Genomic DNA, 20,940 nt, shown 5'->3' with positions numbered 1-20,940 from the left:
GCTGATGACGGAAACGATCACCCGGGACGACGCATACCTGTGGCTGGAAGCGGTCGAGGGCACCGAAGCCCTGGCGTGGGTCCGCGAGCGCAACGCCGAAACCGTCGAGGCGCTGACCGGCGGTGATCGCTTCGCGGAGCTGCGCGACGGCATCCAGGCAGTGCTCGACGCCGACGACCGCATCCCGCTCGTCGCCTGGCACGGGGACCGGGTCTACAACCTGTGGAAGGACACGCACCACCCGCGCGGGCTGTGGCGGCGCACCACCCTCGACGACTACCGCGGCGACGAGCCGCACTGGGAGACGGTCCTCGACCTCGACGCGCTCGCCGCCGCCGAAGGCGAGAACTGGGTGTGGCAGGGCGTCGACTTCCTGCGCACCGGCCCGCTCGCCGGTGAGCACCGGGCCCTGATCGCCCTGTCGCGTGGCGGCGCCGACGCGGCGGTCGTGCGCGAGTTCGACCTGCGACGGCTGGGGTTCGTGGCCGACGGCTTCACCCTGCCCGAGGCGAAGAGCGACGTGAGCTGGATCGACGAGGACCACATCTTCGTCGGCACGGACACCGGCCCGGGATCGATGACCTCCTCCGGCTACCCGCGGCAGGTCCGGCGGTGGCGCCGGGGCACCCCGGTCACCGACGCCGAACTGGTCTTCGAGGGCTCGGCCGACGACGTCTCGGTGCGGGCGACGACCGACGTGTCCTCCGGCGGCCGGCGGGCGATCATCCGGCAGGCCGTCGACTTCTTCCACGCCCGGCGGCACCTCCTCGTCGACGGCGAGCTGACCGAACTCGACGTGCCCGACGACGCGGGCGTCGAGGTGCACCGGGAGTGGCTGCTCATCCGGGTGCGCACCGACTGGACCGTCGCGGACACCACCTACGCGGCCGGTTCGCTGCTCATCGCCCGGCTCGACACGTACCTCGCCGGTTCGCGCGACCTGACCCCGCTGTTCACGCCCGACCCGCACACGTCGCTGAGCTACAGCCAGTGGACCCGCACGGGGCTGATCCTCGTGCTGCTCGCGGACGTGCGGAGCCGCCTGGAGCTGTTGTCGTACGGCGCGGACGGCGAGTGGCACCGCACGGTCCTCGGCAGCGAGCTCGGCCAGACCGACGTGTGGGACACCAACGCCGACACCGACGAGCAGTACCTGCTGCTCTCCAGCGGCTTCACGCTACCGCCGACGCTGCGGCACGGGGTGCTCGGCGGTGACGGGCCCACGGTCCTCAAGCAGAGCCCGGCGTACTTCCCCGCCGAAGGGCTCACCACGCAGCAGTTCTTCGCCACGTCGGCCGACGGCACGCAGATCCCCTACTTCGTCGTCGGGCGGCCCGGCGCCGGACCCGGCCCGACCCTGCTCAGCGGGTACGGCGGGTTCGAGGTCTCGCGCGTCCCCACGTACAACTCCATCATCGGCCGCGGTTGGCTGGCCCGGGGCGGCACGTATGTCGTGGCGAACATCCGCGGCGGCGGGGAGTACGGTCCGCAGTGGCACCGGTCGGCGCTGCGCGAGCAGCGCCCGCGCGCCTACGAGGACTTCGCCGCCGTCGCCGCCGACCTGGTCGAGCGGGGCGTCACGACCCGCGAACAGCTCGGCATCGAGGGCGGCTCCAACGGCGGCCTGCTCATGGGTGTGATGCTGACCCGCTACCCGGAGCTCTTCGGCGCGATCGTCTGCGCGGTGCCGCTGCTCGACATGAAGCGCTACCACCTGCTGCTCGCCGGCGCGTCGTGGATGGCGGAGTACGGTGACCCGGACAATCCCTCGGACTGGGCGTACCTGCGGCTGTTCTCGCCGTATCAGAACGTGCGGGCGGCGGTGCCGTATCCGCCGACGCTCATCACGACCTCGACCCGCGACGATCGCGTCCACCCCGGTCACGCGCGCAAGATGGTGGCGTCGCTGCGCGAGCACGGCAAGGACGTGACGTACTACGAGAACATCGAGGGCGGCCACGGCGGCGCGGCGGACAACGCCCAGCTAGCCTTCAAGTGGGCGCTGGCGTTCGAGTTCCTGTGGCGCACCCTGGCGCCGGACTCCTGACGGGCGCACGGTGCGCGGGGACGGGCCGGTCAGGCCAGGCGGAGGACCGGCCCGTCACTGACCACGCGGCGCGTGGTCCGGCGGTAGCGGTAGACCTGGGCCGCACCGAAGGCCCACAACAGGTACTGCGCCGCGAAGGCCACCTTGAAGGCGCCCAGCGACGAGTTGGCCGCACCCGCGGGGGTGAGGACGTCGAGCACCACGCCGATGGCGACGATCAGCACGATCGACGCCACGAAGCCGCCCACGTTCACGATGCCCGTCGCGCCGCCGAGGCGGGCCGCCGGGTTGAACGAGCGGGCGTAGTCGAAGCCGATCATCGAGCCCGGGCCGTTGACCGTCAGCACCAGCACGAGCAGCGTGAGCAGCCACAGCGGGGCGCGGCCGGGCCACAGCAGCACGGCCGTCCACGCGGCCGCCGAGCTGCCGACGATGCCGAGGACGAGGGTCGAGCGATGATACGGGAGCCGGCCGCAGAAGTGGCCGATCAGCGGGCCCATGACGATGCCGCCGACGGTCAGCAGCGACAGCAGCAGGGCCGCCGTCGCCGGGGCGAGCCCTTCACCCTGGGTGAGGAACGGGTAACCCCACAGCAGCGCGAACACGCCGCCGGAGAACTGGGTGACGAAGTGGGTCCACAGGCCCAGCCGGGTGCCGGGGTGCGCCCACGAGTGGCGCAGGCCGAGGTCGCGCCGCTCCGGCGCCGCCGCCGGGTCGGGGCTGTCCTTGAGCGCGCCGACGACGAGCGCCACCGCCACCGCCCCCAGTCCGGCAGCGGCGAGGAACGTCGCCGGCCAGCCCGCGTTCCTGAGCAGGAACACCAGCGGCACGGCCGAGCACAGCGCGCCGAGCTGCCCGATCATGCCGGTGAGCTGGACCATCAGCGCGTTGCTGGACGGCGGGAACCACATGGCGACGATCCGCAGCACGCTGATGAACGTCATCGCGTCACCGACGCCGATCAGCACCCGCGCCGCGATCGCCGGGCCGATGTGGTCCGCGGACGCGAACAGCACCTGGCCCCCGACCATGAGCAGGCCCCCGGCGACGAGCAGCCGGCGTGAGCCGAACCGGTCCAGCAGGACGCCGACGGGGATCTGCATGCCCGCGTAGACGGCGAGCTGGGCCACGGAGAGCATGGCCAGCAGAGCCGTGCCGACACCGAACCGATCGGTGGCCGCGACCCCGGCGACGCCGAGGGAGGAGCGGTGGAAGACGGCGAGAACGTACGCGACGAGTCCGATGGTCCACATGAGATAGCGGCGCATGACGCCCTCGACGCTATCGCTCCGCCTCCCCGATGTGTGCCGACTGTGACCGCGGTCAAGTGTGGGTTTGCGGACACGTCATACGCTGTCGGCGACCGTTTTGCCGTCTTGAGGATCCAAGCCATGATCGACAGGACTCGGCCATGAGCGACCTGACCGCCATCCCGATCCGGTGGCAGCGCTCGGGCGACGGTGAGTTCCCGTACCACGCCGAGGTCGACGGGCGCGTGCTGACCGTTCGCGTCAACGACTTCCCGGTGGCGCCGCTCTACACGCTCCTCGTCGACGGCGCCGAGCTGGCCGACCTCGACGACTGGCCGCAGGTATGGCAGCGCCCGCCGGTGCCGTCGCATCTGCTCGACCTCGTGGGCCGGCCGGTGACGACCGACCTGCTGCGGACGTGGGCCCGGCTGATCTGCGGCGTGACGACCGAACACGCGGCGGAGGTGGCGGCCCTGCTCGGGCTGCCCGCGCCGACGCAGGACGAGTTCGGGCAACTGTTCGTGCAGCCCAGCCCGCCCGGCACGACGTCGTTGCAGATCTACATGAACGCGTGTGCCGGGCTGTCGACGGTGGAGATCTCCTTCGCCGGCCCGGCGCTCACCCGGTCGGAGCTCGACGCGTGTTTCGGCCCGAGCGACGAGCTGCCACGGGTCCACTGGGACTCGCCGCGCGTGACCGCGCACCGCGTCAGCGCCGACGACGCCCCGCTGACCTGCACGCTATTCGCGTACTTCACCGGGGTCCTGACGCCGTCGTCGCGCGCGAACCGGATCACGCTTCGCCGCGACCACCACTGAGGGCGGCCTTCACCGGGGCCGCCTTCGCCGCCGCCTCGGCGACCTCGGCCTGCGGGTCGCTGTCCCAGACGATGCCCCCGCCGGCCCACACGTGTGCCCGGCCGCCGGCGATGGCGACGGTACGGATGGTGAGCCCGAGGTCCACCGTGAGCGCCCCGCCGGGCCCGTGCCCGATCCAGCCGAACGCCCCCATGCTCGGCCCCCGGCCGACGGGCTCGAGCCGGGTGGCGACCTCGATCGCGGCCAGCTTGGGCGCGCCGGTGACCGAGCCGCCGGGCCAGACGGCGCGGAGCAGCTCGGCGAGGCCCACCCCGCCGGCCAGGCGGGCGCTGACGGTCGACTCGGCCTGCCAGAGACCGGACCAGCGGCGGATCGCGAACAGCTCGTCGACGCGGACCGAGCCGACGCGGGCGACCCGGCCGAGATCGTTCCGCTCGAGGTCGACGATCATGACGTGCTCGGCGCGCTCCTTCGCCGACGCGAGCAGCTCGGCCCGCCCCTCGGCGGTGGCCGGCCGGGTGCCCTTGATGGGCCGGGTGACGGCGCGCCCGCCGGAGACCTCGACCAGCGTCTCGGGTGAGGCCGAGGCGACCCACCACCCGTCCCCGCGCAGGACGCCGCCGTAGCGTGCCCCGGGGAGGGCCGCGACCCTCGCCAGGGCGGCCCGGGGGTCGCCCGCGAAGGGGGCGCTGGCGTGGCCGACGAGGTTCACCACGTACACGTCGCCGCGGGCGATCGCGGCCCGCACCTCCTCGACCGCGCGGGCGTGCTGCGCGTCCGTCCAGCTTCCCGTCCAGCTTCCCGGCAAGCTTCCGGTCCCGCTTCCCGGCAAGCTTCCCCGCCACGGGCCCGGCACCGGGCGGGCGGGCCCGTCGGCGTCGGGTGCCCGCCGCGGGCCGTGCTCGTAGACGACGGCCACCAGCGCCGGCACGGTGGTCGTCGGTGACGCCTTCACAGAGGGTGGCGACAGGAGCACGGCGGCGCCACATACCGAGGAATCGATCACCCTGGGTGATGTCGAGAGGTCGCCCACCGGCACTCCGTGCGACGACAGAAACTCGCAGAGCAATCGAAGGGGATCGCCGCCCTCGTGGCAACGCCACTCCAGTCGGGAGCGCTCCCAGATCTGGGTACGACATGCCGCCGGCACCCGGGGCGGAAGAAGATCCAACGACCCGAGCCGGCACCCGACGACCGGTCCTGGTGTGCTCATACGAACGGTGGATTATCCCGAGAATGTGTCGTAACGTGTGCGGAATCGTGTCGTTGGGCGTAGTAGCGTGCATCACTGGTCATGTGAAGAACCACACAGACCCCAACTGAACCTCTCAATCGGAGACCCCCGATGCTTTGCCAGCACCAGCCAGCCTGCCCCTCGGCCGACGACACCGACCGCGATGCCGCCCGCGTCACCGCCTTCTTCCCCGAGCAGGGATGGAGCCTCCTGTGCAATGGCGTGATCGTTTTCGAGGACACCGGTGAGCTTTTGCCCGATTGCAGGGTGATCGAGCCCCATCGCGGCCCCGCGCCGCACACGCTGGTCAATGCGGCCTGACCACTACGGTGCGTAGTGGTCAGGCTGCCACGCAGCGTAGCCGCTACTCCTCGTAGGCCGATGCCGGCGGACACGCGCAGACCAGGTTCCGGTCGCCGTAGCTGTCGTCGATCCGCCGCACCGGCGGCCAGTACTTCGCCGAGCGGTCCTCGTCGGCGTTGCGACCCGGGTAGGCCGCCACCGACCTCGGGTACGCGTGCCCCCACTCGTCGGCCGTGACCACCGCCGCCGTGTGCGGCGCGTTGACGAGCGGATTGTCGTCCGCCGGCCACGCTCCCGTCCCGACCCGGTCGATCTCCTCCCGGATCGCGATCATCGCGTCGCAGAACCGGTCGAGCTCCGCCAGGTCCTCACTCTCGGTCGGCTCCACCATCAGCGTCCCCGACACCGGGAACGACATCGTCGGGGCGTGGAAGCCGTAGTCGATGAGCCGCTTCGCCACGTCCGCCACCGTCACGCCGGTCGCCTTGGTGATCCCGCGCAGGTCGAGGATGCACTCGTGCGCGACGAGGTGCGCGCTGCCGCTGTACAGCACCGGGTAGTGCTCGCGCAGCCGGGCCGCGACGTAGTTCGCCGCCAGCACCGCCGTCGCCGTCGCCCTCGTCAGGCCGTCGGGGCCCATCAGCCGCAGGTACGCCCACGGGATCGGCAGGATCCCGGCCGAGCCCCACGGCGCCGCCGACACCGGGCCGACCGGCGCGTCGGCCGCCAGGAACGGGTGGGACGGCAGGTACTTCGCGAGGTGCCGGCGCACCGCGACCGGCCCGACGCCGGGGCCGCCGCCGCCGTGCGGGATGCAGAACGTCTTGTGCAGGTTCAGGTGCGACACGTCGGCGCCGAACTGGCCGGGCTTGGCGTACCCGAGCAGCGCGTTGAGGTTCGCGCCGTCGACGTAGACCTGACCGCCGGCCCGGTGGACCTTGTCGCACAGGGCCGAGATGCCCTCCTCGTACACGCCGTGGGTCGACGGGTACGTGACCATGATCGCGGCGAGCCGGCCCGCGTGCTGCTCGATCTTCCGGTCCAGGTCACCGAGGTCGACGTTGCCCTGGTCGTCGCAGGCGACGACGGCCACCCGCATGCCGGCCATGACCGCGCTCGCCGCGTTGGTGCCGTGCGCGCTGGACGGGATCAGGCAGACGTCCCGTCCCGTGTCGCCGCGCTCCCGGTGGTACGCCCGGATCGCCAGCAACCCGGCGAGCTCACCCTGCGAACCGGCGTTGGGCTGGAGGCTCACCGCGTCGTATCCGGTCACCTCCGCCAGCCAGCGCTCCAGATCACTGATGAGCCGGCGGTACCCCTGGGTCTGCGCCGCCGGCGCGAAGGGGTGCACGTTGGCGAACTCGGGCCAGGTGATCGGCTCCATCTCGGCGGTCGCGTTGAGCTTCATCGTGCACGAACCCAGCGGGATCATGCCGCGGTCGAGCGCGTAGTCCTTGTCGGAGAGGCGCCGCAGGTAGCGCAGCATCGCCGTCTCCGAACGGTGGCTGGAGAACACCGGGTGGGTCAGGAAGTCCGACGTGCGGCGCAGGCCGGCCGGCACCGCGTCGGCGGTGTCGAGGGCGGTCACGTCGACGTGGGACAGCCCGAACGCGGCGAGCACGTCCCGGAGGTGGCTGAACGTGGTCGTCTCGTCGCAGGCGATGCCGACGCGGTCGGCGTCGACGAGGCGCAGGTTGACCCCGCGGGCGGCGGCCGTCGCCACGATCTCCTCGGCCCGGCCGGGCACCACGGCGGTGACGGTGTCGAAGAACGCGCGGTGCTCGGTGGTCACCCCGCCGGCGCGCAGCCCCGCCGCGAGCCGCACGGCCATGTCGTGGGTGCGGGCCGCGATCCCGGCCAGGCCGTCGGGCCCGTGGTACACCGCGTACATGCTCGCGACGACGGCGAGCAGGACCTGCGCGGTGCAGATGTTCGAGGTGGCCTTCTCCCGGCGGATGTGCTGCTCGCGGGTCTGGAGGGCCAGGCGGTACGCGGGGGCGCCGCCGGCGTCCTTCGAGACGCCCACGAGCCGCCCCGGCAGGGTGCGCTCGAGGCCCTGGCGGACCGAGATGTACCCGGCGTGCGGCCCGCCGAAGCCCATCGGCACGCCGAAGCGCTGCGCGCTGCCGACGGCGACGTCGGCGCCGATCGCGCCCGGCTCCCGCAACAGGCACAGCGCGAGCAGGTCGGCGGCCATGGTGACGATCGCGCCCCGGTCGTGGGCGGCGCGGACGAGCGCCTCGTGGTCCCGGACGGCGCCGGACGCCCCCGGATACTGCAGGTGGAGCCCGAAGAACTCCGCCGGCAGCTCCTCCGCGGTGACGTCGACGACCCGGACCTCGATGCCCAGCGGCTCGGCCCGGGTCCGGACGACGGCGAGGGTCTGCGGCAGCACGTCGGCGTCGACGACGTAGACGTCGGACTTCACTTTCGACGAGCGACGGGCCAGGGTCATCGCCTCGGCCGCGGCGGTGGCCTCGTCGAGCAGCGAGGCGCCGGACACGGGCAGGCCGGTGAGGTCGGCGACGACGGTCTGGAAGTTGAGCAGCGCCTCGAGCCGGCCCTGGCTGATCTCGGGCTGGTACGGCGTGTAGGCCGTGTACCACGACGGGTCCTCGAGCACGTTGCGCAGGATCACCGGTGGCGTGTGCGTGCCGTGGTAGCCGAGGCCGATCATCGACACCAGCGTGCGGTTCGCCGACGCGAGGGCGCGCAGCTCGGCCAGCACCTCGGCCTCGGACGCCGCCAGGGGGAGGTTGAGCGGCTTGTGCCACCGGATCGAGCCGGGGATCGCCGCGGTCATCAGGTCTTCGACGGACTCGTAGCCGACAGTCTTGAGCATGCGCGCCTGCTCGTCGGCGGACGGTCCGATGTGCCGGCTGGCGAAGGTCGTCATAGCCACACTCTTCTGGGTCGAGGACAGGGGGCCGTGTGAAGCTCCTCCCCCTCTGTCGCCAGACTCCAGAGGTGCCAACCCGTCGCGGTCCTTCTGCCTGAGAGGTTCCGGGGAGGATTTGCCCCTTCGGCGCCGCCGTTGCTCGTGGCCGCGCCGGTGGTCGCCGGCCCGGCCGGCGATCTCTCCCGCGTGGGTATTGCCGGCGTGCCTAATCTACCAACTGTGCATGATCTGACCATCGTGGCGTCGCACACGATCTATTCGGCGATCGTCGGCTCCCGGGCCTACGGGCTGGCCGGCCCGCGGTCGGACACCGACCGCCGGGGGGTGTTCCAGGCGCCGACGGGGTCCTACTGGCACCTGGACAAACCGCCCACACACGTCGACGGTCCCCTGCCCGAGCAGCTCTTCTGGGAGCTGGAGCGGGCCTGCTCGCTGGCGCTGGCCGCCAACCCGACGGTGCTGGAGTGCCTGTGGTCCCCGCTCGTCGAGGCGGTCGCCGAGGCGGGCCGCGACCTGCTGGCCATCCGCGGCGCGTTCCTGTCCCGCCGGACCGCCGTCACGTACGGTGACTACGCCCGCAGCCAGCTCGCGAAACTGCGGTCGGTCCGGGCGCGCACCGGCGAGATCCGCTGGAAGCAGGCGATGCACATGGCGCGGCTGCTGCGCGCCGGCGCCCACGTCCTGCGCACGGGTGAGGTCCTGGTCGACGTCAGCCCGTGGCGCGGCGAGCTGCTCGCCATCCGCCGGGGCGAGCTGTCCTGGGAGTCGTTCGGTGAGCTGGCGGCGTCCCTGGAGGAGGACCTCGGGTCGGCGGCGGCCACGACCACCCTCCCGGAGGAGCCGGACCGGGCCACGGTGGACGCGTTCCTGGTGGAGGCCCGCCGCCGGGACGCGCTGTGCGGGGCCGGCCTCCCGCCGCCGGCCTTCCCGCCGGCGTCCTCCCCCGCCGTGGTCGGCACTCCCCCGGCCGTCCGGGCGGCGGACGTGCCCGAGTGGGCGGACGACGTCGTCGGTGAGCTGCCCTACCCGGTCGTGTTCGCCACCGTCAGCGGCGCGCACCTCTACGGCTTCTCCTCCGTCGACTCCGACCTCGACCTGCGCTCCTGCCACGTGCTGCCGCTCGGCGCGGTCGTCGGCCTGCACACCGGCCCGGACACCCTCCAGGTCGGCGGCGAGCGTGCCGGCGTCGAGCTCGACGTCGTCAGTCAGGAGCTGGCGAAGTTCATCCGGCTGTTGCTGAAGCCCAACGGCTACGTCCTGGAGCAGCTCCTCTCCCCGCTGGTCGTGCGCACCTCGCCGCTGCACGAGGAGCTGACCGCCCTGTCGCGCCACTGCCGGACCTCGCAACACGCCCGGCACTACCTCGGCTTCGCCGCCGGCCAGTGGGAGCTGTTCCAGCGGACCGGCGAGCTCAAACCGGCCCTCTACACGCTGCGGGTCCTGCACACCGGCATCCACCTCATGCGCACCGGCGAGATCCAGGCCGACCTGCGCGTGCTCGCCTCCCTGCCCTACCTCCCCGACCTGATCGAGGCGAAGCGGGCCGGCGAGCACCGCCTCCTGCCGGAGGGCCTGGTGTCCCGCGAGCGGCTGGCCGCCGACGTGCGGGCGCTGACCGGCACGCTGGAGTCCGCCCGCGCCGCCGCACGCCTGCCGGCGGCGCCGTCGGCCGGCAAGGCCCTCGACGCGCTGCTCATCCGGACCCGTCTCGGCCATGGCTGACCGGTCATCCGCGATCCTCGCGTTCCACGCCGGTCTCACCGGCCCGACCTGGAAGGTCGCCGGCTGGGGCAGTGCCGAGCTGCAGCGGATCCGCTTCGACGCCCTGCTGCGCACCACCGCCTTCGCCGGCGGCTCCGTCCTGGACTGGGGTTGCGGCCCCGCCGATCTCTACTTCCACCTGCGCACGCTCGGCCTGCCCTTCGACTACACCGGCGTGGACCTCGACCCGCGCATGGTCGAACTGGCGACGGGCCGCGGCGTGCCGCACGTCGAGCCGGCCGGCCCCGGCTTCCGCCCGCGACGCGCCTACGACTACGTCTTCGCCAGCGGCATCTTCCAGTTCCGGGATCCGGACGACCCCGGCTACCACCTGGACATCCTGGAGACCATGTACGACAGTTCCACGCGGGCCGCCGCGGCGACGTTCCTGAGCGCGGCCCGCCCGGCGGACGCGCGGGCGGACGACGAGCTCTACGTCGACCCGGCGACGATGGCACGGATCGCGTCGGCGATCACCGACCACTGGGTGCTCGACCACTCGTACCACCCGGACGCCGGCGACCTCACGCTCGCGCTGCTCCACGGGCCGGCCTGACGGCGCCGGCGCCGCGGACCTCGTTGCGCCGTACGCCATCGGGCCGGGTGCTCCGGCGGCCGCTGCGCCTCCACGGAGTCACCCTGCCGTGCTGCTAGCATTCCCCCGGTTACCTGCGAGCCGGGGGGAAGTGAGCGTGGTGGACCGGCAGGGGCTCGGGCCCGTCCTGACCGTCCCCAATCTCATCAGCTTCGCGCGCCTGCTCGGCGTGCCCCTGTTCATGTATCTCTTCCTCGCCACCGACGCGACCGGCTGGGCGATCGGCGTGCTCGTCGTCGGCGGGCTGAGCGACTGGGTCGACGGGTTCGCCGCGCGGCGCCTCAAGCAGGTCAGCCGCCTCGGCGAGCTGCTCGACCCGCTCGCCGACCGGCTGTACATCCTGGCGACCCTCTTCGCGCTGACGTACGAGAACGTCGTGCCGTGGTGGTTCACGATCGCGCTGCTCGCCCGTGAGGCCGTCATGGTGTTGTGCCTGGTCGTGCTGCGGATCCTCGGCCACGGACCGCCGCCGGTGCACTACGTCGGCAAGACGGCCACCGCCGTCCTGCTCATGGGCTTCCCGATGATGCTGCTCGCGAAGTACAGCGAGGCGGCCCGGCCCTGGGCGGAGCCGAGCGGCTGGGCCCTGCTGTGGTGGGGCATCGTCCTGTACTGGCTGGCGGCCGTCTTCTACTTCGTCCAGGCCGGGACGCACGTGCGGGCCGGTCGCGCGGAAGCCGCCGACGCACCGTGACCTCGGCTCGCCGCGACGACCTGCTGGCCGAGCTGTTCCGCGCACCACTCGATCCCGGATACGCGGCCGCGGCCGCGTCCGGCGAGCCGCCCGCCAGGTGGGGCCGCTGGGCGCGGGCGGTGGTACTCGCCGCGACGGGGTTCCTGCTCGCGGTGGCCTACCACCAGGTGGTCGCCGAGGCGCCGAGCGCCGGCCGGGCCCGGGCCGACCTGGTCGCCGACCTGCGGTCGCGCCAGAAAACCACCGACGACCTGCAGCGGCGCGCCGAAGCGTTGCGCGCGCAGGTCGACCAGGCGCGTGACGACGCGCTCGCGGACAGCGACAGTGCCGGCCACCTCCGCCGGCTGGCCGCCGGCGCCGGCACCGGCAGGGTCACCGGGGACGGTGCGGTCGTCCGGGTCGTCGACGCACCGCCGAAGGTCGACCCGGTCACCGGCGAGACCGACGAGGAGAACCTCGGCCTGGTCCTCGACCGGGACCTCCAGGACATCGCCAACGGGCTGTGGCTGAGCGGCGCCGAGGCGATCGCGATCAACGGCCAGCGGCTCACCTCGACCAGCACGATCCGCGCCGCCGGCGGCGTGATCCTGGTCGACTTCAAGCCCGTCACCAGCCCGTACGAGGTGGCCGCCATCGGGCCGGGCGAGCTCGCCGCCACGTTCGAGAAGTCGCCGACGGCCAAGCGGTTCAAGCGGTACGTCGACTCGTACCGCATGCAGTTCAGCGTGAAGAAACGCACGGGCCTGGTGCTGGCCGCCGCACCCGAGCCGCCGCTGCGGTACGCCCGTCCGCCGTCCCCGTCTCCCTCTGGAGGTCCCCGATGATCGCCGTAATCGCCCTCGCCATCGGGGTGGCGGCCGGCATCTTCCTGGAGCCCACGGTCCCGCTCGGCCTGCAGCCGTACCTGCCGATCGCCGTGGTGGCGGCGCTCGACGCGGTGTTCGGCGGGGTGCGCGCCAAGCTGGACGGCATCTTCGACGACAAGCAGTTCGTCGTCTCGTTCGTGTCGAACGTGCTGGTGGCGGGGCTCATCGTCTATCTCGGCGACCAACTGGGCGTGGGCGGTCAGCTCTCGACCGGCGTCGTGGTCGTCCTGGGCGTGCGCATCTTCGGCAACGTGGCCGCCATCCGCCGGCACCTGTTCCGCGCATGACCGCCACCCCGCCGCCGCCGGGCCCCCGGCACCCGCGCGATCTCGGCGGCGCGGTCCCGGACGAGTCGGACCCGCCGGCGACCTCGGGGACCGCCACGCCGAGATCGCGCGGGCGGGCGGTCCCCGCCGACGTCGTCATCGCGGCGCTGCTGGCCCTGCTGGGGTTCGCGCTCGTCGTGCAGTTCAAGGCGAGCGACTCCGACGCCGAGCTCACCTCCGCCCGCCCCGAGGACCTGGTCCGCATCCTGTCCGATCTCGACGCCCAGCAGGACCGCCTCCGGCGCGAGATCAACGACCTCGAGGAGACCCGCCGCCAGCTCGACTCCGGCGCCCAGAGCCGCGACGCCGCCCTCGCCGAGGCCCGCAAGCGCGCCGACGAGCTGGGCATCCTCGCCGGGACCCGGCCCGCGGAAGGGCCCGGGCTGGAGATCGGCTTCACACCCGGCACCGAGCGGATCAAGTCCGAGACGATCCTCGACGCGGTGCAGGAACTGCGCGGTGCCGGAGCCGAGGCGATGCAGGTCAACGGCGCCAACGGCGCAGCGGTGCGGATCGTCGCGTCGACGTACTTCGTCGACGGGGACGACGGCCGGCTGGTGGTCGACGGGTCGAATCTCACCGCACCGTATACGATCATGGTCATCGGCGGACCTGACACCATGCGGACGGCGCTGAACATCCCGGGAGGGGTCGTGGACAGCGTCCGGCAGCACGGCGGTACGGTTTCCCTGCGCGAAGCGGATCCGGTGCACGTGACCGCGTTGCACAATGCCGGTGAGTTGAGATACGCGAAGCCCGCCTGAGAAGAAGGACCGACGTGATTCCCGAGGATCTGCGTTACACGGCCGAGCACGAGTGGCTCGCACCCGCCGATGCGGGCGCCTTCAAGGTCGGCATCACCCATTTCGCCCAGGACGCGCTCGGCGACATCGTCTTCGTCCAGCTTCCCGAGGTGGGCGCCACGGTCAAGGCCGGCGACTCGTTCGGCGAGATCGAGTCGACCAAGAGCGTCTCGGAGATCTACGCGCCGGTCTCCGGTGAGGTCGTGGCCGTGAACGCGGCCCTGGAGAGCACGCCCGAGCTGCTCAACTCGGATCCGTACGGCGACGGCTGGCTCGTGCGGCTCAAGGCCGACGACCCGTCCGCGGTCGACGGCCTGCTCGACGCGGCCGCCTATCGCGAGCTGACCGAAGCAGCGTAAGTGGCAAGTGACAGGGAATACGGTGGGCGGCGACCGCGCGTCCGGTTGACCCGATATTTCGGGCGTGACTAGGCTCGCTCAGTCAACCGTATGTGTTCTTGACATCGGTGCCGCGGCAGCCGGCCGCGCGCACACCCCCTGTCGCATCGGAAGACACCCGTGAAGACCGACCGTGAGGTGGTTCGATGACGCGCCCAGACGACGAGTTTCCCCCGCTCGACGTCACGTCCACGCTCAACCTTGGCGCCATTGAGGATGCCATCGAGGGGCCGGACACCGACGTGGTGCCCACCCGCGTGTCGGGCTCCCTGCCACCGGGCACCGCGCTCCTCGCGGTCCGCCGCGGGCCCAACGCCGGCGCCCGGTTCCTGCTCGACCACGACGTGACGACGAGCGGCCGCCACCCCGACAGTGACATCTTCCTCGACGACGTCACCGTCTCCCGGCGGCACGCCGAGTTCCACCGCGAGGGCGGCACGTTCACGGTTCGCGACGTGGGCAGCCTCAACGGCACCTACGTCAACCGCGAGCGGGTCGAGGCGGCGACGCTGAGCAATGGCGATGAGGTCCAGATCGGCAAGTTCCGCCTCGTATTCGTGGCAGGACCGCGCCCCGACGAGAGCTGAGGCGATGACAGGGGCGTCGGCGGCCGCCTGGAATCATGCGACCCCGGGTGACGAGGTCACCCGGGGCGAGCGTCTCATGAGCATCGGTGAGGTGCTCGGGCAGTTGCGCGGCGACTTCCCCGACATCACCATCTCGAAGCTGCGGTTCCTGGAGGCGGAAGGCCTCGTCGAGCCGCGCCGCACGCCGGCCGGCTACCGCAAGTACACCTGGACCGACGTCGCCCGGCTGCGCTATGTCCTGACCGCGCAGCGCGACCAGTATCTCCCCCTGCGGGTGATTCGTGAGCACCTGGCGACGATGCGGGAGCCGCTCACCGAGGTCGCGCCGCAGCCGGCCGCGCCCGCGGTCGACGTGCGCCTCACCCGCGACGAGTTGCTGGAGCGGTCCGGCGTCGACGACGTGCTGCTCAAGTCCCTGGAGGAGCACGGCCTCATCCGGGCCCGCAACGGCTACGACGCCGACGCGCTCGAGGTCGCCACGGCCGCGGCCCGGCTCGCCGAGTTCGGCGTCGAGCCCCGGCACCTCCGGGCCTACCGGGCCGCCGCCGACCGCGAGATCGGCCTGTTCAACCAGCTCGTCGCGCCGCTGACCCGGCAGAGCGGGCCGGCGGGCCGGGCCCGGGCCGCCGACACGGTCCACGAGCTCGCCGCGCTCACCCAGCGGGTGCATGCCGCGCTGGTCCGCGCCGGGCTCCGCGAAATCCTGGGCAAATGACCCATTGGTGGCGTGAAGTCCGGCGGGGAAGCCGGTGAACACCGGCCGGACGGCGGGCGATCTTCGCCACTGGGCGCATCGGAGCGGCCTCGCGAGTGGCACGACTGCCGCCCGGTCCGTGTAACGTGCAGGGAGAGGCAAGTCGACACGGAGGCGGCAGTGCGAGAGCTGAATGTGGTCGGGGTTCGTGTGGAGCTGCCTACCAATCAGCCCATCGTGTTGCTCAAGGAGGTCGACGGCGACCGCTACCTGCCGATCTGGATCGGTGCGGTGGAGGCGACCGCGATCGCCTATGAGCAGCAGGGGGTCAAGCCCGCCCGGCCGCTCACCCACGATCTCATGCGGGACATGCTGGCGGCCCTGAAAGCGCCGCTGCGCGCCGTCGAGATCGTGGAGATGCGCGACAACATCTTCTACGCGGAGCTGGTCATCGGCGACAACGTGCGGGTCTCCGCCCGTCCGAGTGACTCGATAGCGCTGGCGCTGCGGGTCGGCGCCCCGATCCGCTGCGCGGACCAGGTCCTCACCGAGGCCGCCATCGTCATCCCGGACGAGCAGGAGGACGAGGTCGAGAAGTTCCGCGAGTTCCTGGAGCAGGTCCGTCCGGAGGACTTCGCGGGCTGATCGCGCCCCGCGCCACCTGGTGGGAAATCACGCGGCGTGTCGCGGCATTACCTCCCCGCAGACCCTCAAGGTGCGCTATAGGGTTGCGGGTGTTGACGCTGGAGGTGGGTCGCAATGCAACAGCCGCCCGATCCCGGGATATCCGGTCATGCCGCCGAACAGGCCGCCGATGCCGGACAGGTGACGTCCGGCAGCCGTGTCGACGCCGACGACGTCGGCTATCGCGGGCCGACGGCCTGCCACGCTGCCGGTATCAGCTACCGCCAGCTCGACTACTGGGCCCGGACGGGCCTCGTGGTCCCCAGCGTCCGCGACGCCGCCGGCTCCGGCAGCCAGCGCCTCTACTCGTTCCGTGACATCGTCGTCCTCAAGGTCGTGAAGCGCCTCCTGGACGCCGGCGTGTCGCTGCAGAACATCCGCAAGGCGATCGAAACCCTGCGCTCCCGCGGCGTCGGCGACCTGGCCGGCATCACGCTCATCTCCGACGGGACCACGGTCTACGAGTGCCGCTCCCCGGAAGAGGTCGTCGACCTGCTCCAGGGCGGCCAGGGCGTCTTCGGCATCGCGATCTCCGGCGCGTTCAAGGAGATCGAGGGCACCCTGTCCCACCTCCCGGCCGAGACCGCCACCCCCGGCGAAGACCTCCCGGCCACCCCGGACGAGTTCCCCGACACGGGCGACGAGCTGGCCCTGCGCCGAGCCCGCCGCCGGGCGGGCTGAGCCGACCGGCGTGCCGCGCGCCGATACGGGCCGGTCAGCCGCGGGTCGATAGGCTGCGCGCATGGCATTCCGCGGCTGGAAGGTCGAGGCGCTCGAGTTCTACGAGGGGCTCGAGGCGGACAACTCGAAGACGTACTGGACCGCGCACAAGGCGGTCTACGACGAGCTGGTGCGCGGGCCGATGACCGAGCTGCTCGCCGAGCTGGAGCCGGAGTTCGGCCCGGCGAAGATCTTCCGTCCGTATCGGGACGTGCGGTTCAGCGCCGACAAGTCGCCGTACAAGACCTCGTGCGCGGCGACGTTCGAGCGCGGGGGCTACGTCCAGTTGACCGCGCAGGGCCTGGCGGCGGGCATCGGCGCCTACCTGATGGACGCGCCGCGGCTGGCCCGGTTCCGCCAGGCGGTCGCCGACGACAGCAGCGGCGAGGCGCTGCGGAAGATCGTCGACGACCTGACCGGGAAGCACTACTCGATCACGTCACACGACCAGCTCAAGTCGGTCCCGCGGGGCTTCGACAAGGAGCACCCGCGGGCCGACCTCCTGCGGCTCAAGGGCCTGGTCGCCTGGCACCAGTTCCCCCTGGCGCCGTGGCTGGGCACGGCGAAGGCCAAGGGGCACCTGGAGCGGTTCTACCGGACCTGCGCCCCGCTCCAGGAGTGGCTCGAGGCGCACACCGGCTAGCACCCGGCTAGCGCCGTTCGACGGCCGCCATGACGACGTCGAACTGGTCGGTGGCGGCGCGGGCGACCACGTCCCGTTCGGCGGCCTCGCGGGCGGCCGCCTCGGTCCACAGGTGGCCCTCGGCGCGCATCGCGGCCCGGGCCGCGTCCGCGCCGGCCTGCCACGCCGCCTCCTGCGCGGCCTCCGTCTCGGCGTCGGACACGGCGCGGCGCGGCGCGGCGACCGGGACGGCGGGCGCGTCGGCGAGCAGGTTGCCCGGCGGGACGAACACCACCGGCAGGCCGCCGCCGAGGACGGTGGCGGCGCGCCGGGCCTCGAAGGCCGGGGCCTCGTCGACGGCGGCGCCGTAGATCGCCGCGGTCCGGGCCGCGATCGCGTGCCAGGAGTGCCGGTCGCGGACCATCTGCCGGGCGCGGGTGGCGAGGGTCTGGGCGAACAGCGGGTCCTGGAGCAGGGCATCCACCGCGTCGGCGAGGCCGTCGGGCTCCCCGACGGGGAACCGGACACCGGTGATGCCGTGCTCGACGATCGAGGCGAGCCCGCCGGCCGAGGCCACCACGAGGGCCGCGCCGGACGCGGCCGCCTCCAGGGCGACGGTGCCGGTGGGTTCGTACCGGCTGGGCATCACGAACGCGTCCGCGGCGGCCAGGACGGCGGCGAGCGTGCGCTGGTCGAGCCGGCCGGGGAAGCTCACCGCGCGGTGCAGCTTGAGCCGGCGCGCCTCCTCGATCAGCGCGCCGCGCTGGTCGCCGTCACCGGCCACGACGGCGCGGGTGCCGGGGTGCCGCTCGCGGATCGCGGGCAGCGCCGCCAGGAGGTCCTGGACGCCCTTCTCGGCGACGAGGCGCCCGGCGTACACCAGCAGCGGCCCCTCACCCGCGAACCGCAGGCGGGCCGAGAGCACGGCGCGGGGCTCCGCGGTCCAGGCCTCCGGGTCGATGCCGTTGGGCACGACGTCGACCCGCTCGGCGGGGACGTCGAAGAGGTGCTCGACCTCCCAGCGAAGGTATTCGGTCGGCACGATCACCCGGCAGGCCTCGGAGCCGAGCCACCACTCGACGGAGTGCACCGAGCGGCTGGTCTCGCCCGGGAGGTACCCCTGGTGGCGGCCGGCCTCGGTGGCCTGCAGCGAGGCGACGAACGGGACGCCGAAGTGCTCCTTGAGGGTGACGGCGGCGTGGGTGACGAGCCAGCCGTGCGCGTGGATCACCTCGTAGCCGCCGGCGGGCGCGGTGCGGATCGCCGTGTCGGCGAGGAGGTGGTTGACCGCCATGGTGTGACTGAGGTCGGGGTCGTCGGTCGCGCCCGGCGCGGCCGGGGCGTGGACGACGCGCACACCGTCGACGACGGTGTCCGGCCCGCCGCAGTGGCGCGTCGCGACGGTGACCTCATGTCCCGCCGCGACCAGCGCGGCGGAGAGAGCGGCGATCCGCCCTGTCGGCTCGATGGATGGACACTCCCAGGCGATCATCAACACGCGCATTGCGGATCCCTCTCGTCGCCGACTGTCACCGTAGCGCGTTCCGGCGCTGACGCGGACCGCCTTCGCGGGTCAACTTCACTGTTCCCGGCTTCCCGTTCTGTGCAGGTTGCAACCTGTAGCTCTGCCTGATCACGGCACGCGCATGCAGCACCGCCGCGACGGACCGCGCCGAGAACGGCGCGCCGGTCGCGCGGTGTGGTGCGTCACCCTCCGCGATCTCGCTCACCGATCCGAGACCGCACTCGCCCAAATGTGCCTCAACGGCGGTCAGCGCCGCGTCCACCGGCAGGCCGGCGGCACACCGCGCATCGACGTACGGACCGAGCAACCACGGCCACACCGTTCCCTGGTGATATGCGGTGTCCCGCGGTACCACTCCGCCCCGATGGCTCCCGTGGTATCCGAACTCGCTGGGCGCGAGCGTACGCAGCCCGAGCGGGGTCAGCAACGTGGAGCCCACCGCGCGCAGCACGGTCTCACGCAGGTGCGGCTCGTCGGCGGCCGGCGCGAACGGCAGGCTGAAGGCGAGGAGTTGGTTGGGGCGCAGCACGGCGTCGTCGTGGACCCCGCCGCCGCCCTTCGGGTAGGGCGCGGGCCGCGCGTCGACGACGTCGAAGAGCCAGCCGTCGGGCGCCCGGAACCGCTTGATGAACTGCGCGCGGACGGCGTCCCGGCGGCCCTGGACCACGGAGGCGTCGCGGCCGCACCGTTCCCGCAGGGCGCTGACGGCACCGAGGGCGTTGGCCCACAGGGCGTTGAGCTCGACCGGCTTGCCGTCGCGCGGGGTCACCGGGCCGCGGGGGAGCCGCGCGTTCATCCAGGTGAGGCCGGAGTGGTCGGCGTCGATGACGAGCAGCCCGTCGGCGGGGTCGACGGTGACGCCGTCGCGGGTGCCCTTGGTGTACGCGGCGACGACCCGTTCGAGCGCGGGCAGCAGTTCGGCGGCGAGGCCGGTGTCGTCGGTACGGGCGACGTGCCGCTCGACGGCGTGGACGTACCACAGCGGCCCGTCGGCGTCGCCGAGCGCCGCGGTGCGCATCCGCTCGCCCAGCGACGCGTGGGCCCGCAACAGCCGCCGGCCCTCGTCGTGCCGGCCGGTGTGCAGGAACAGTCCTTCGTACGCGGTCATCGTGTCGCGCAGGTAGCTGCCGAACCAGGGGTAGCCGGCGATGACGGCCGGTGCCCCGTCGGCGCCGGTCACGATGAACTGGTCGGCGGCGAGGACGAGCGCCTTGTCGGCGGCCTCCCGCGCGCCGGCCGCCCGCACGAGCCGGCGGGCCCGGCGGCGGGCCTCCTGAACCACGGCGCCGGCGCGCGGCGGCGCGGTGTCGAGATCCCCGGACCAGGCGGTGACGTCCAGCGCCTCCCCCACGGCGAGCGTGGCGGCGAAGGTGCCGGCGGCCCACAGGTCCTCGACCGGGTTCAGGCCCCGGGCGGCCTCCTCGCGGGCACAGGCACCGAGGTACCAGTCCCCGGCCGGCTGGAAGCCGGGGCCCGCGATGCGGTACGCCCCCTCGACCTCGACCCAGCCGGTGTCCTCGATCGGTTCGACCGTGAGGGGCGGGCCGGTGCGGTCACGCTCGGTGTCCGCGTCGCGCCAGGTGCACAGGGCGGTGAGCGTCAGCCCCACCGAGCTTCCGGCCGGGGCGCCGACGAGCCGGTGGACGACGGCCACCGCGTTGCGGCCGTGGACCATGGCCAGCTCGCGCTCCAGCACGAACTCGCCGACGCGCCACCGCCAGCGCGGCACACCCTCGGTAAGCTGGAACTGTTCCAGCAGCAGGTGCCCGGTCGGCGCGATGGCGCCCGAGGCCCACTCGTGGACGCCGAGCCGGACGGTGATCCCGCCGGGCAGCGTCAGGACCGGGTCCAGCGCGGCGAGTGCGAGACGCCGGTCGGGGGTGACCAGCAACCCGTGATAGCGCCGCGTGCGCAGGCCCGCGACGGTGCCGGTCGCATATCCCCCGAGCCCGTCGGTGACCAGCCATTCCGACTCGAACCCCGGGGCCGATGTGCAGACATGCGGGCCGAAGGTCACCGATCCTGGGGGCATGTGTCCAACTATGATCCGAACCCCCTTGGTTCAAACGCTCGCCACGACGGAATTCGCCGGAGGTTCACACTCGACCCCTGTC

The 20,940-nt window shown here is 72.7% G+C and carries 20 protein-coding genes, 1 pseudogene and 1 riboswitch; of the genes and pseudogenes, 16 read left to right on the top strand and 5 right to left on the bottom strand.

Annotated elements, in window-relative coordinates; translation table 11 throughout:
- The first annotated feature begins 4 nt into the window (after positions 1 to 4).
- Positions 5 to 2,047 carry a prolyl oligopeptidase family serine peptidase gene (locus Drose_RS18140; RefSeq protein ID WP_260729360.1) on the top strand — a complete coding sequence of 681 codons (2,043 nt, stop codon included), beginning with the start codon at positions 5 to 7 and terminating at the stop codon, positions 2,045 to 2,047.
- Positions 2,048 to 2,076: 29 nt separating this feature from the next.
- Here the strand turns inward: Drose_RS18140 and Drose_RS18135 are convergent, their stop codons facing one another.
- Positions 2,077 to 3,315 carry an MFS transporter gene (locus tag Drose_RS18135; RefSeq protein ID WP_260729359.1) on the bottom strand — a complete coding sequence of 413 codons (1,239 nt, stop codon included), beginning with the start codon at positions 3,313 to 3,315 and terminating at the stop codon, positions 2,077 to 2,079.
- Between the two features lie 143 nt (positions 3,316 to 3,458).
- Here Drose_RS18135 and Drose_RS18130 point away from each other — a divergent pair, with 143 nt between their 5' ends.
- Entirely contained in the window at positions 3,459 to 4,115 is a 657-nt protein-coding gene (locus tag Drose_RS18130) for a hypothetical protein (RefSeq protein ID WP_260729358.1), read from the top strand.
- On the opposite strand, the gene Drose_RS18125 is transcribed toward Drose_RS18130, so the two are convergent.
- The gene (locus tag Drose_RS18125; protein WP_260729357.1) at positions 4,090 to 5,328 is read right to left on the bottom strand and encodes a chorismate-binding protein; all 1,239 of its coding nucleotides are present in this window, start codon (positions 5,326 to 5,328) and stop codon (positions 4,090 to 4,092) included. The two genes, Drose_RS18130 and Drose_RS18125, sit on opposite strands and share 26 nt — an antisense overlap.
- A 132-nt stretch (positions 5,329 to 5,460) precedes the next feature.
- Between Drose_RS18125 and Drose_RS18120 the strand changes: the two genes are divergently transcribed.
- A complete protein-coding gene (locus Drose_RS18120) occupies positions 5,461 to 5,670 on the top strand; it encodes a DUF5999 family protein (protein ID WP_260729356.1) in 210 nt (69 codons plus the stop codon).
- Positions 5,671 to 5,713: 43 nt separating this feature from the next.
- Here Drose_RS18120 and gcvP read toward each other — a convergent pair whose 3' ends face one another.
- On the bottom strand, positions 5,714 to 8,548 hold the full coding sequence (gene gcvP, locus Drose_RS18115; RefSeq protein ID WP_390891405.1) for an aminomethyl-transferring glycine dehydrogenase: 2,835 nt from the start codon (positions 8,546 to 8,548) through the stop codon (positions 5,714 to 5,716).
- A gap of 75 nt (positions 8,549 to 8,623) precedes the next feature.
- Positions 8,624 to 8,746: riboswitch (glycine riboswitch) on the bottom strand.
- A 33-nt stretch (positions 8,747 to 8,779) separates the two neighbouring features.
- Here gcvP and Drose_RS18110 point away from each other — a divergent pair.
- The 13 genes and pseudogenes from Drose_RS18110 to Drose_RS18050 form a co-directional block, all read left to right on the top strand.
- A pseudogene (locus Drose_RS18110) lies at positions 8,780 to 9,433 on the top strand (nucleotidyltransferase domain-containing protein); the annotation flags it as partial.
- 66 nt (positions 9,434 to 9,499) lie between these two features.
- A complete protein-coding gene (locus Drose_RS18105) occupies positions 9,500 to 10,273 on the top strand; it encodes a nucleotidyltransferase domain-containing protein (RefSeq protein WP_390891443.1) in 774 nt (257 codons plus the stop codon).
- Positions 10,266 to 10,868, top strand: coding sequence for a class I SAM-dependent methyltransferase (locus tag Drose_RS18100; protein ID WP_260729354.1), 603 nt, complete (start codon positions 10,266 to 10,268; stop codon positions 10,866 to 10,868). The genes Drose_RS18105 and Drose_RS18100 overlap by 8 nt, the downstream gene beginning before the upstream one ends.
- 136 nt (positions 10,869 to 11,004) lie before the next feature.
- Positions 11,005 to 11,601, top strand: a complete 597-nt coding sequence (locus Drose_RS18095) for a CDP-alcohol phosphatidyltransferase family protein (protein ID WP_260729353.1) — start codon at positions 11,005 to 11,007, stop codon at positions 11,599 to 11,601.
- The gene (locus Drose_RS18090) at positions 11,598 to 12,425 is read left to right on the top strand and encodes a DUF881 domain-containing protein (protein WP_260729352.1); all 828 of its coding nucleotides are present in this window, start codon (positions 11,598 to 11,600) and stop codon (positions 12,423 to 12,425) included. The genes Drose_RS18095 and Drose_RS18090 overlap by 4 nt, the downstream gene beginning before the upstream one ends.
- Entirely contained in the window at positions 12,422 to 12,754 is a 333-nt protein-coding gene (locus Drose_RS18085; RefSeq protein WP_260729351.1) for a small basic family protein, read from the top strand. Before Drose_RS18090 ends, Drose_RS18085 begins: the two co-directional genes overlap by 4 nt.
- Positions 12,751 to 13,557, top strand: a complete 807-nt coding sequence (locus Drose_RS18080) for a DUF881 domain-containing protein (protein WP_260729350.1) — start codon at positions 12,751 to 12,753, stop codon at positions 13,555 to 13,557. Before Drose_RS18085 ends, Drose_RS18080 begins: the two co-directional genes overlap by 4 nt.
- A gap of 14 nt (positions 13,558 to 13,571) precedes the next feature.
- Positions 13,572 to 13,955 (top strand): glycine cleavage system protein GcvH, encoded by a 384-nt coding sequence (gene gcvH, locus Drose_RS18075; RefSeq protein ID WP_260729349.1) that lies wholly within the window; start codon positions 13,572 to 13,574, stop codon positions 13,953 to 13,955.
- Positions 13,956 to 14,140: 185 nt separating this feature from the next.
- Positions 14,141 to 14,581 carry an oxoglutarate dehydrogenase inhibitor Odhl gene (gene odhI / locus Drose_RS18070; protein ID WP_190250201.1) on the top strand — a complete coding sequence of 147 codons (441 nt, stop codon included), beginning with the start codon at positions 14,141 to 14,143 and terminating at the stop codon, positions 14,579 to 14,581.
- Between the two features lie 76 nt (positions 14,582 to 14,657).
- A complete protein-coding gene (gene ftsR, locus Drose_RS18065; protein WP_260729743.1) occupies positions 14,658 to 15,296 on the top strand; it encodes a transcriptional regulator FtsR in 639 nt (212 codons plus the stop codon).
- 159 nt (positions 15,297 to 15,455) lie between these two features.
- On the top strand, positions 15,456 to 15,920 hold the full coding sequence (locus Drose_RS18060) for a bifunctional nuclease family protein (RefSeq protein WP_259865241.1): 465 nt from the start codon (positions 15,456 to 15,458) through the stop codon (positions 15,918 to 15,920).
- Positions 15,921 to 16,034: 114 nt separating this feature from the next.
- Complete coding sequence (locus Drose_RS18055) at positions 16,035 to 16,640, top strand: MerR family transcriptional regulator (protein ID WP_260729348.1); 606 nt, start codon at positions 16,035 to 16,037, stop codon at positions 16,638 to 16,640.
- Positions 16,641 to 16,701: 61 nt separating this feature from the next.
- Positions 16,702 to 17,322 (top strand): DUF2461 domain-containing protein, encoded by a 621-nt coding sequence (locus Drose_RS18050; protein ID WP_260729347.1) that lies wholly within the window; start codon positions 16,702 to 16,704, stop codon positions 17,320 to 17,322.
- A gap of 7 nt (positions 17,323 to 17,329) precedes the next feature.
- Here the strand turns inward: Drose_RS18050 and Drose_RS18045 are convergent, their stop codons facing one another.
- Positions 17,330 to 18,805, bottom strand: coding sequence for a glycosyltransferase family 4 protein (locus Drose_RS18045; RefSeq protein ID WP_260729346.1), 1,476 nt, complete (start codon positions 18,803 to 18,805; stop codon positions 17,330 to 17,332).
- A 25-nt stretch (positions 18,806 to 18,830) separates the two neighbouring features.
- The gene (locus Drose_RS18040; RefSeq protein ID WP_260729345.1) at positions 18,831 to 20,858 is read right to left on the bottom strand and encodes an amylo-alpha-1,6-glucosidase; all 2,028 of its coding nucleotides are present in this window, start codon (positions 20,856 to 20,858) and stop codon (positions 18,831 to 18,833) included.
- Between the last annotated feature and the right edge of the window lie 82 nt (positions 20,859 to 20,940).

The organism is Dactylosporangium roseum, assembly GCF_025264685.1.
In the GTDB taxonomy this organism is placed as follows: Bacteria; Actinomycetota; Actinomycetes; order Mycobacteriales; family Micromonosporaceae; genus Dactylosporangium; species Dactylosporangium roseum.
The sequence above is the reverse complement of the archived record's forward strand: the minus strand, read 5'-3'. Positions and strand labels throughout refer to the sequence as shown.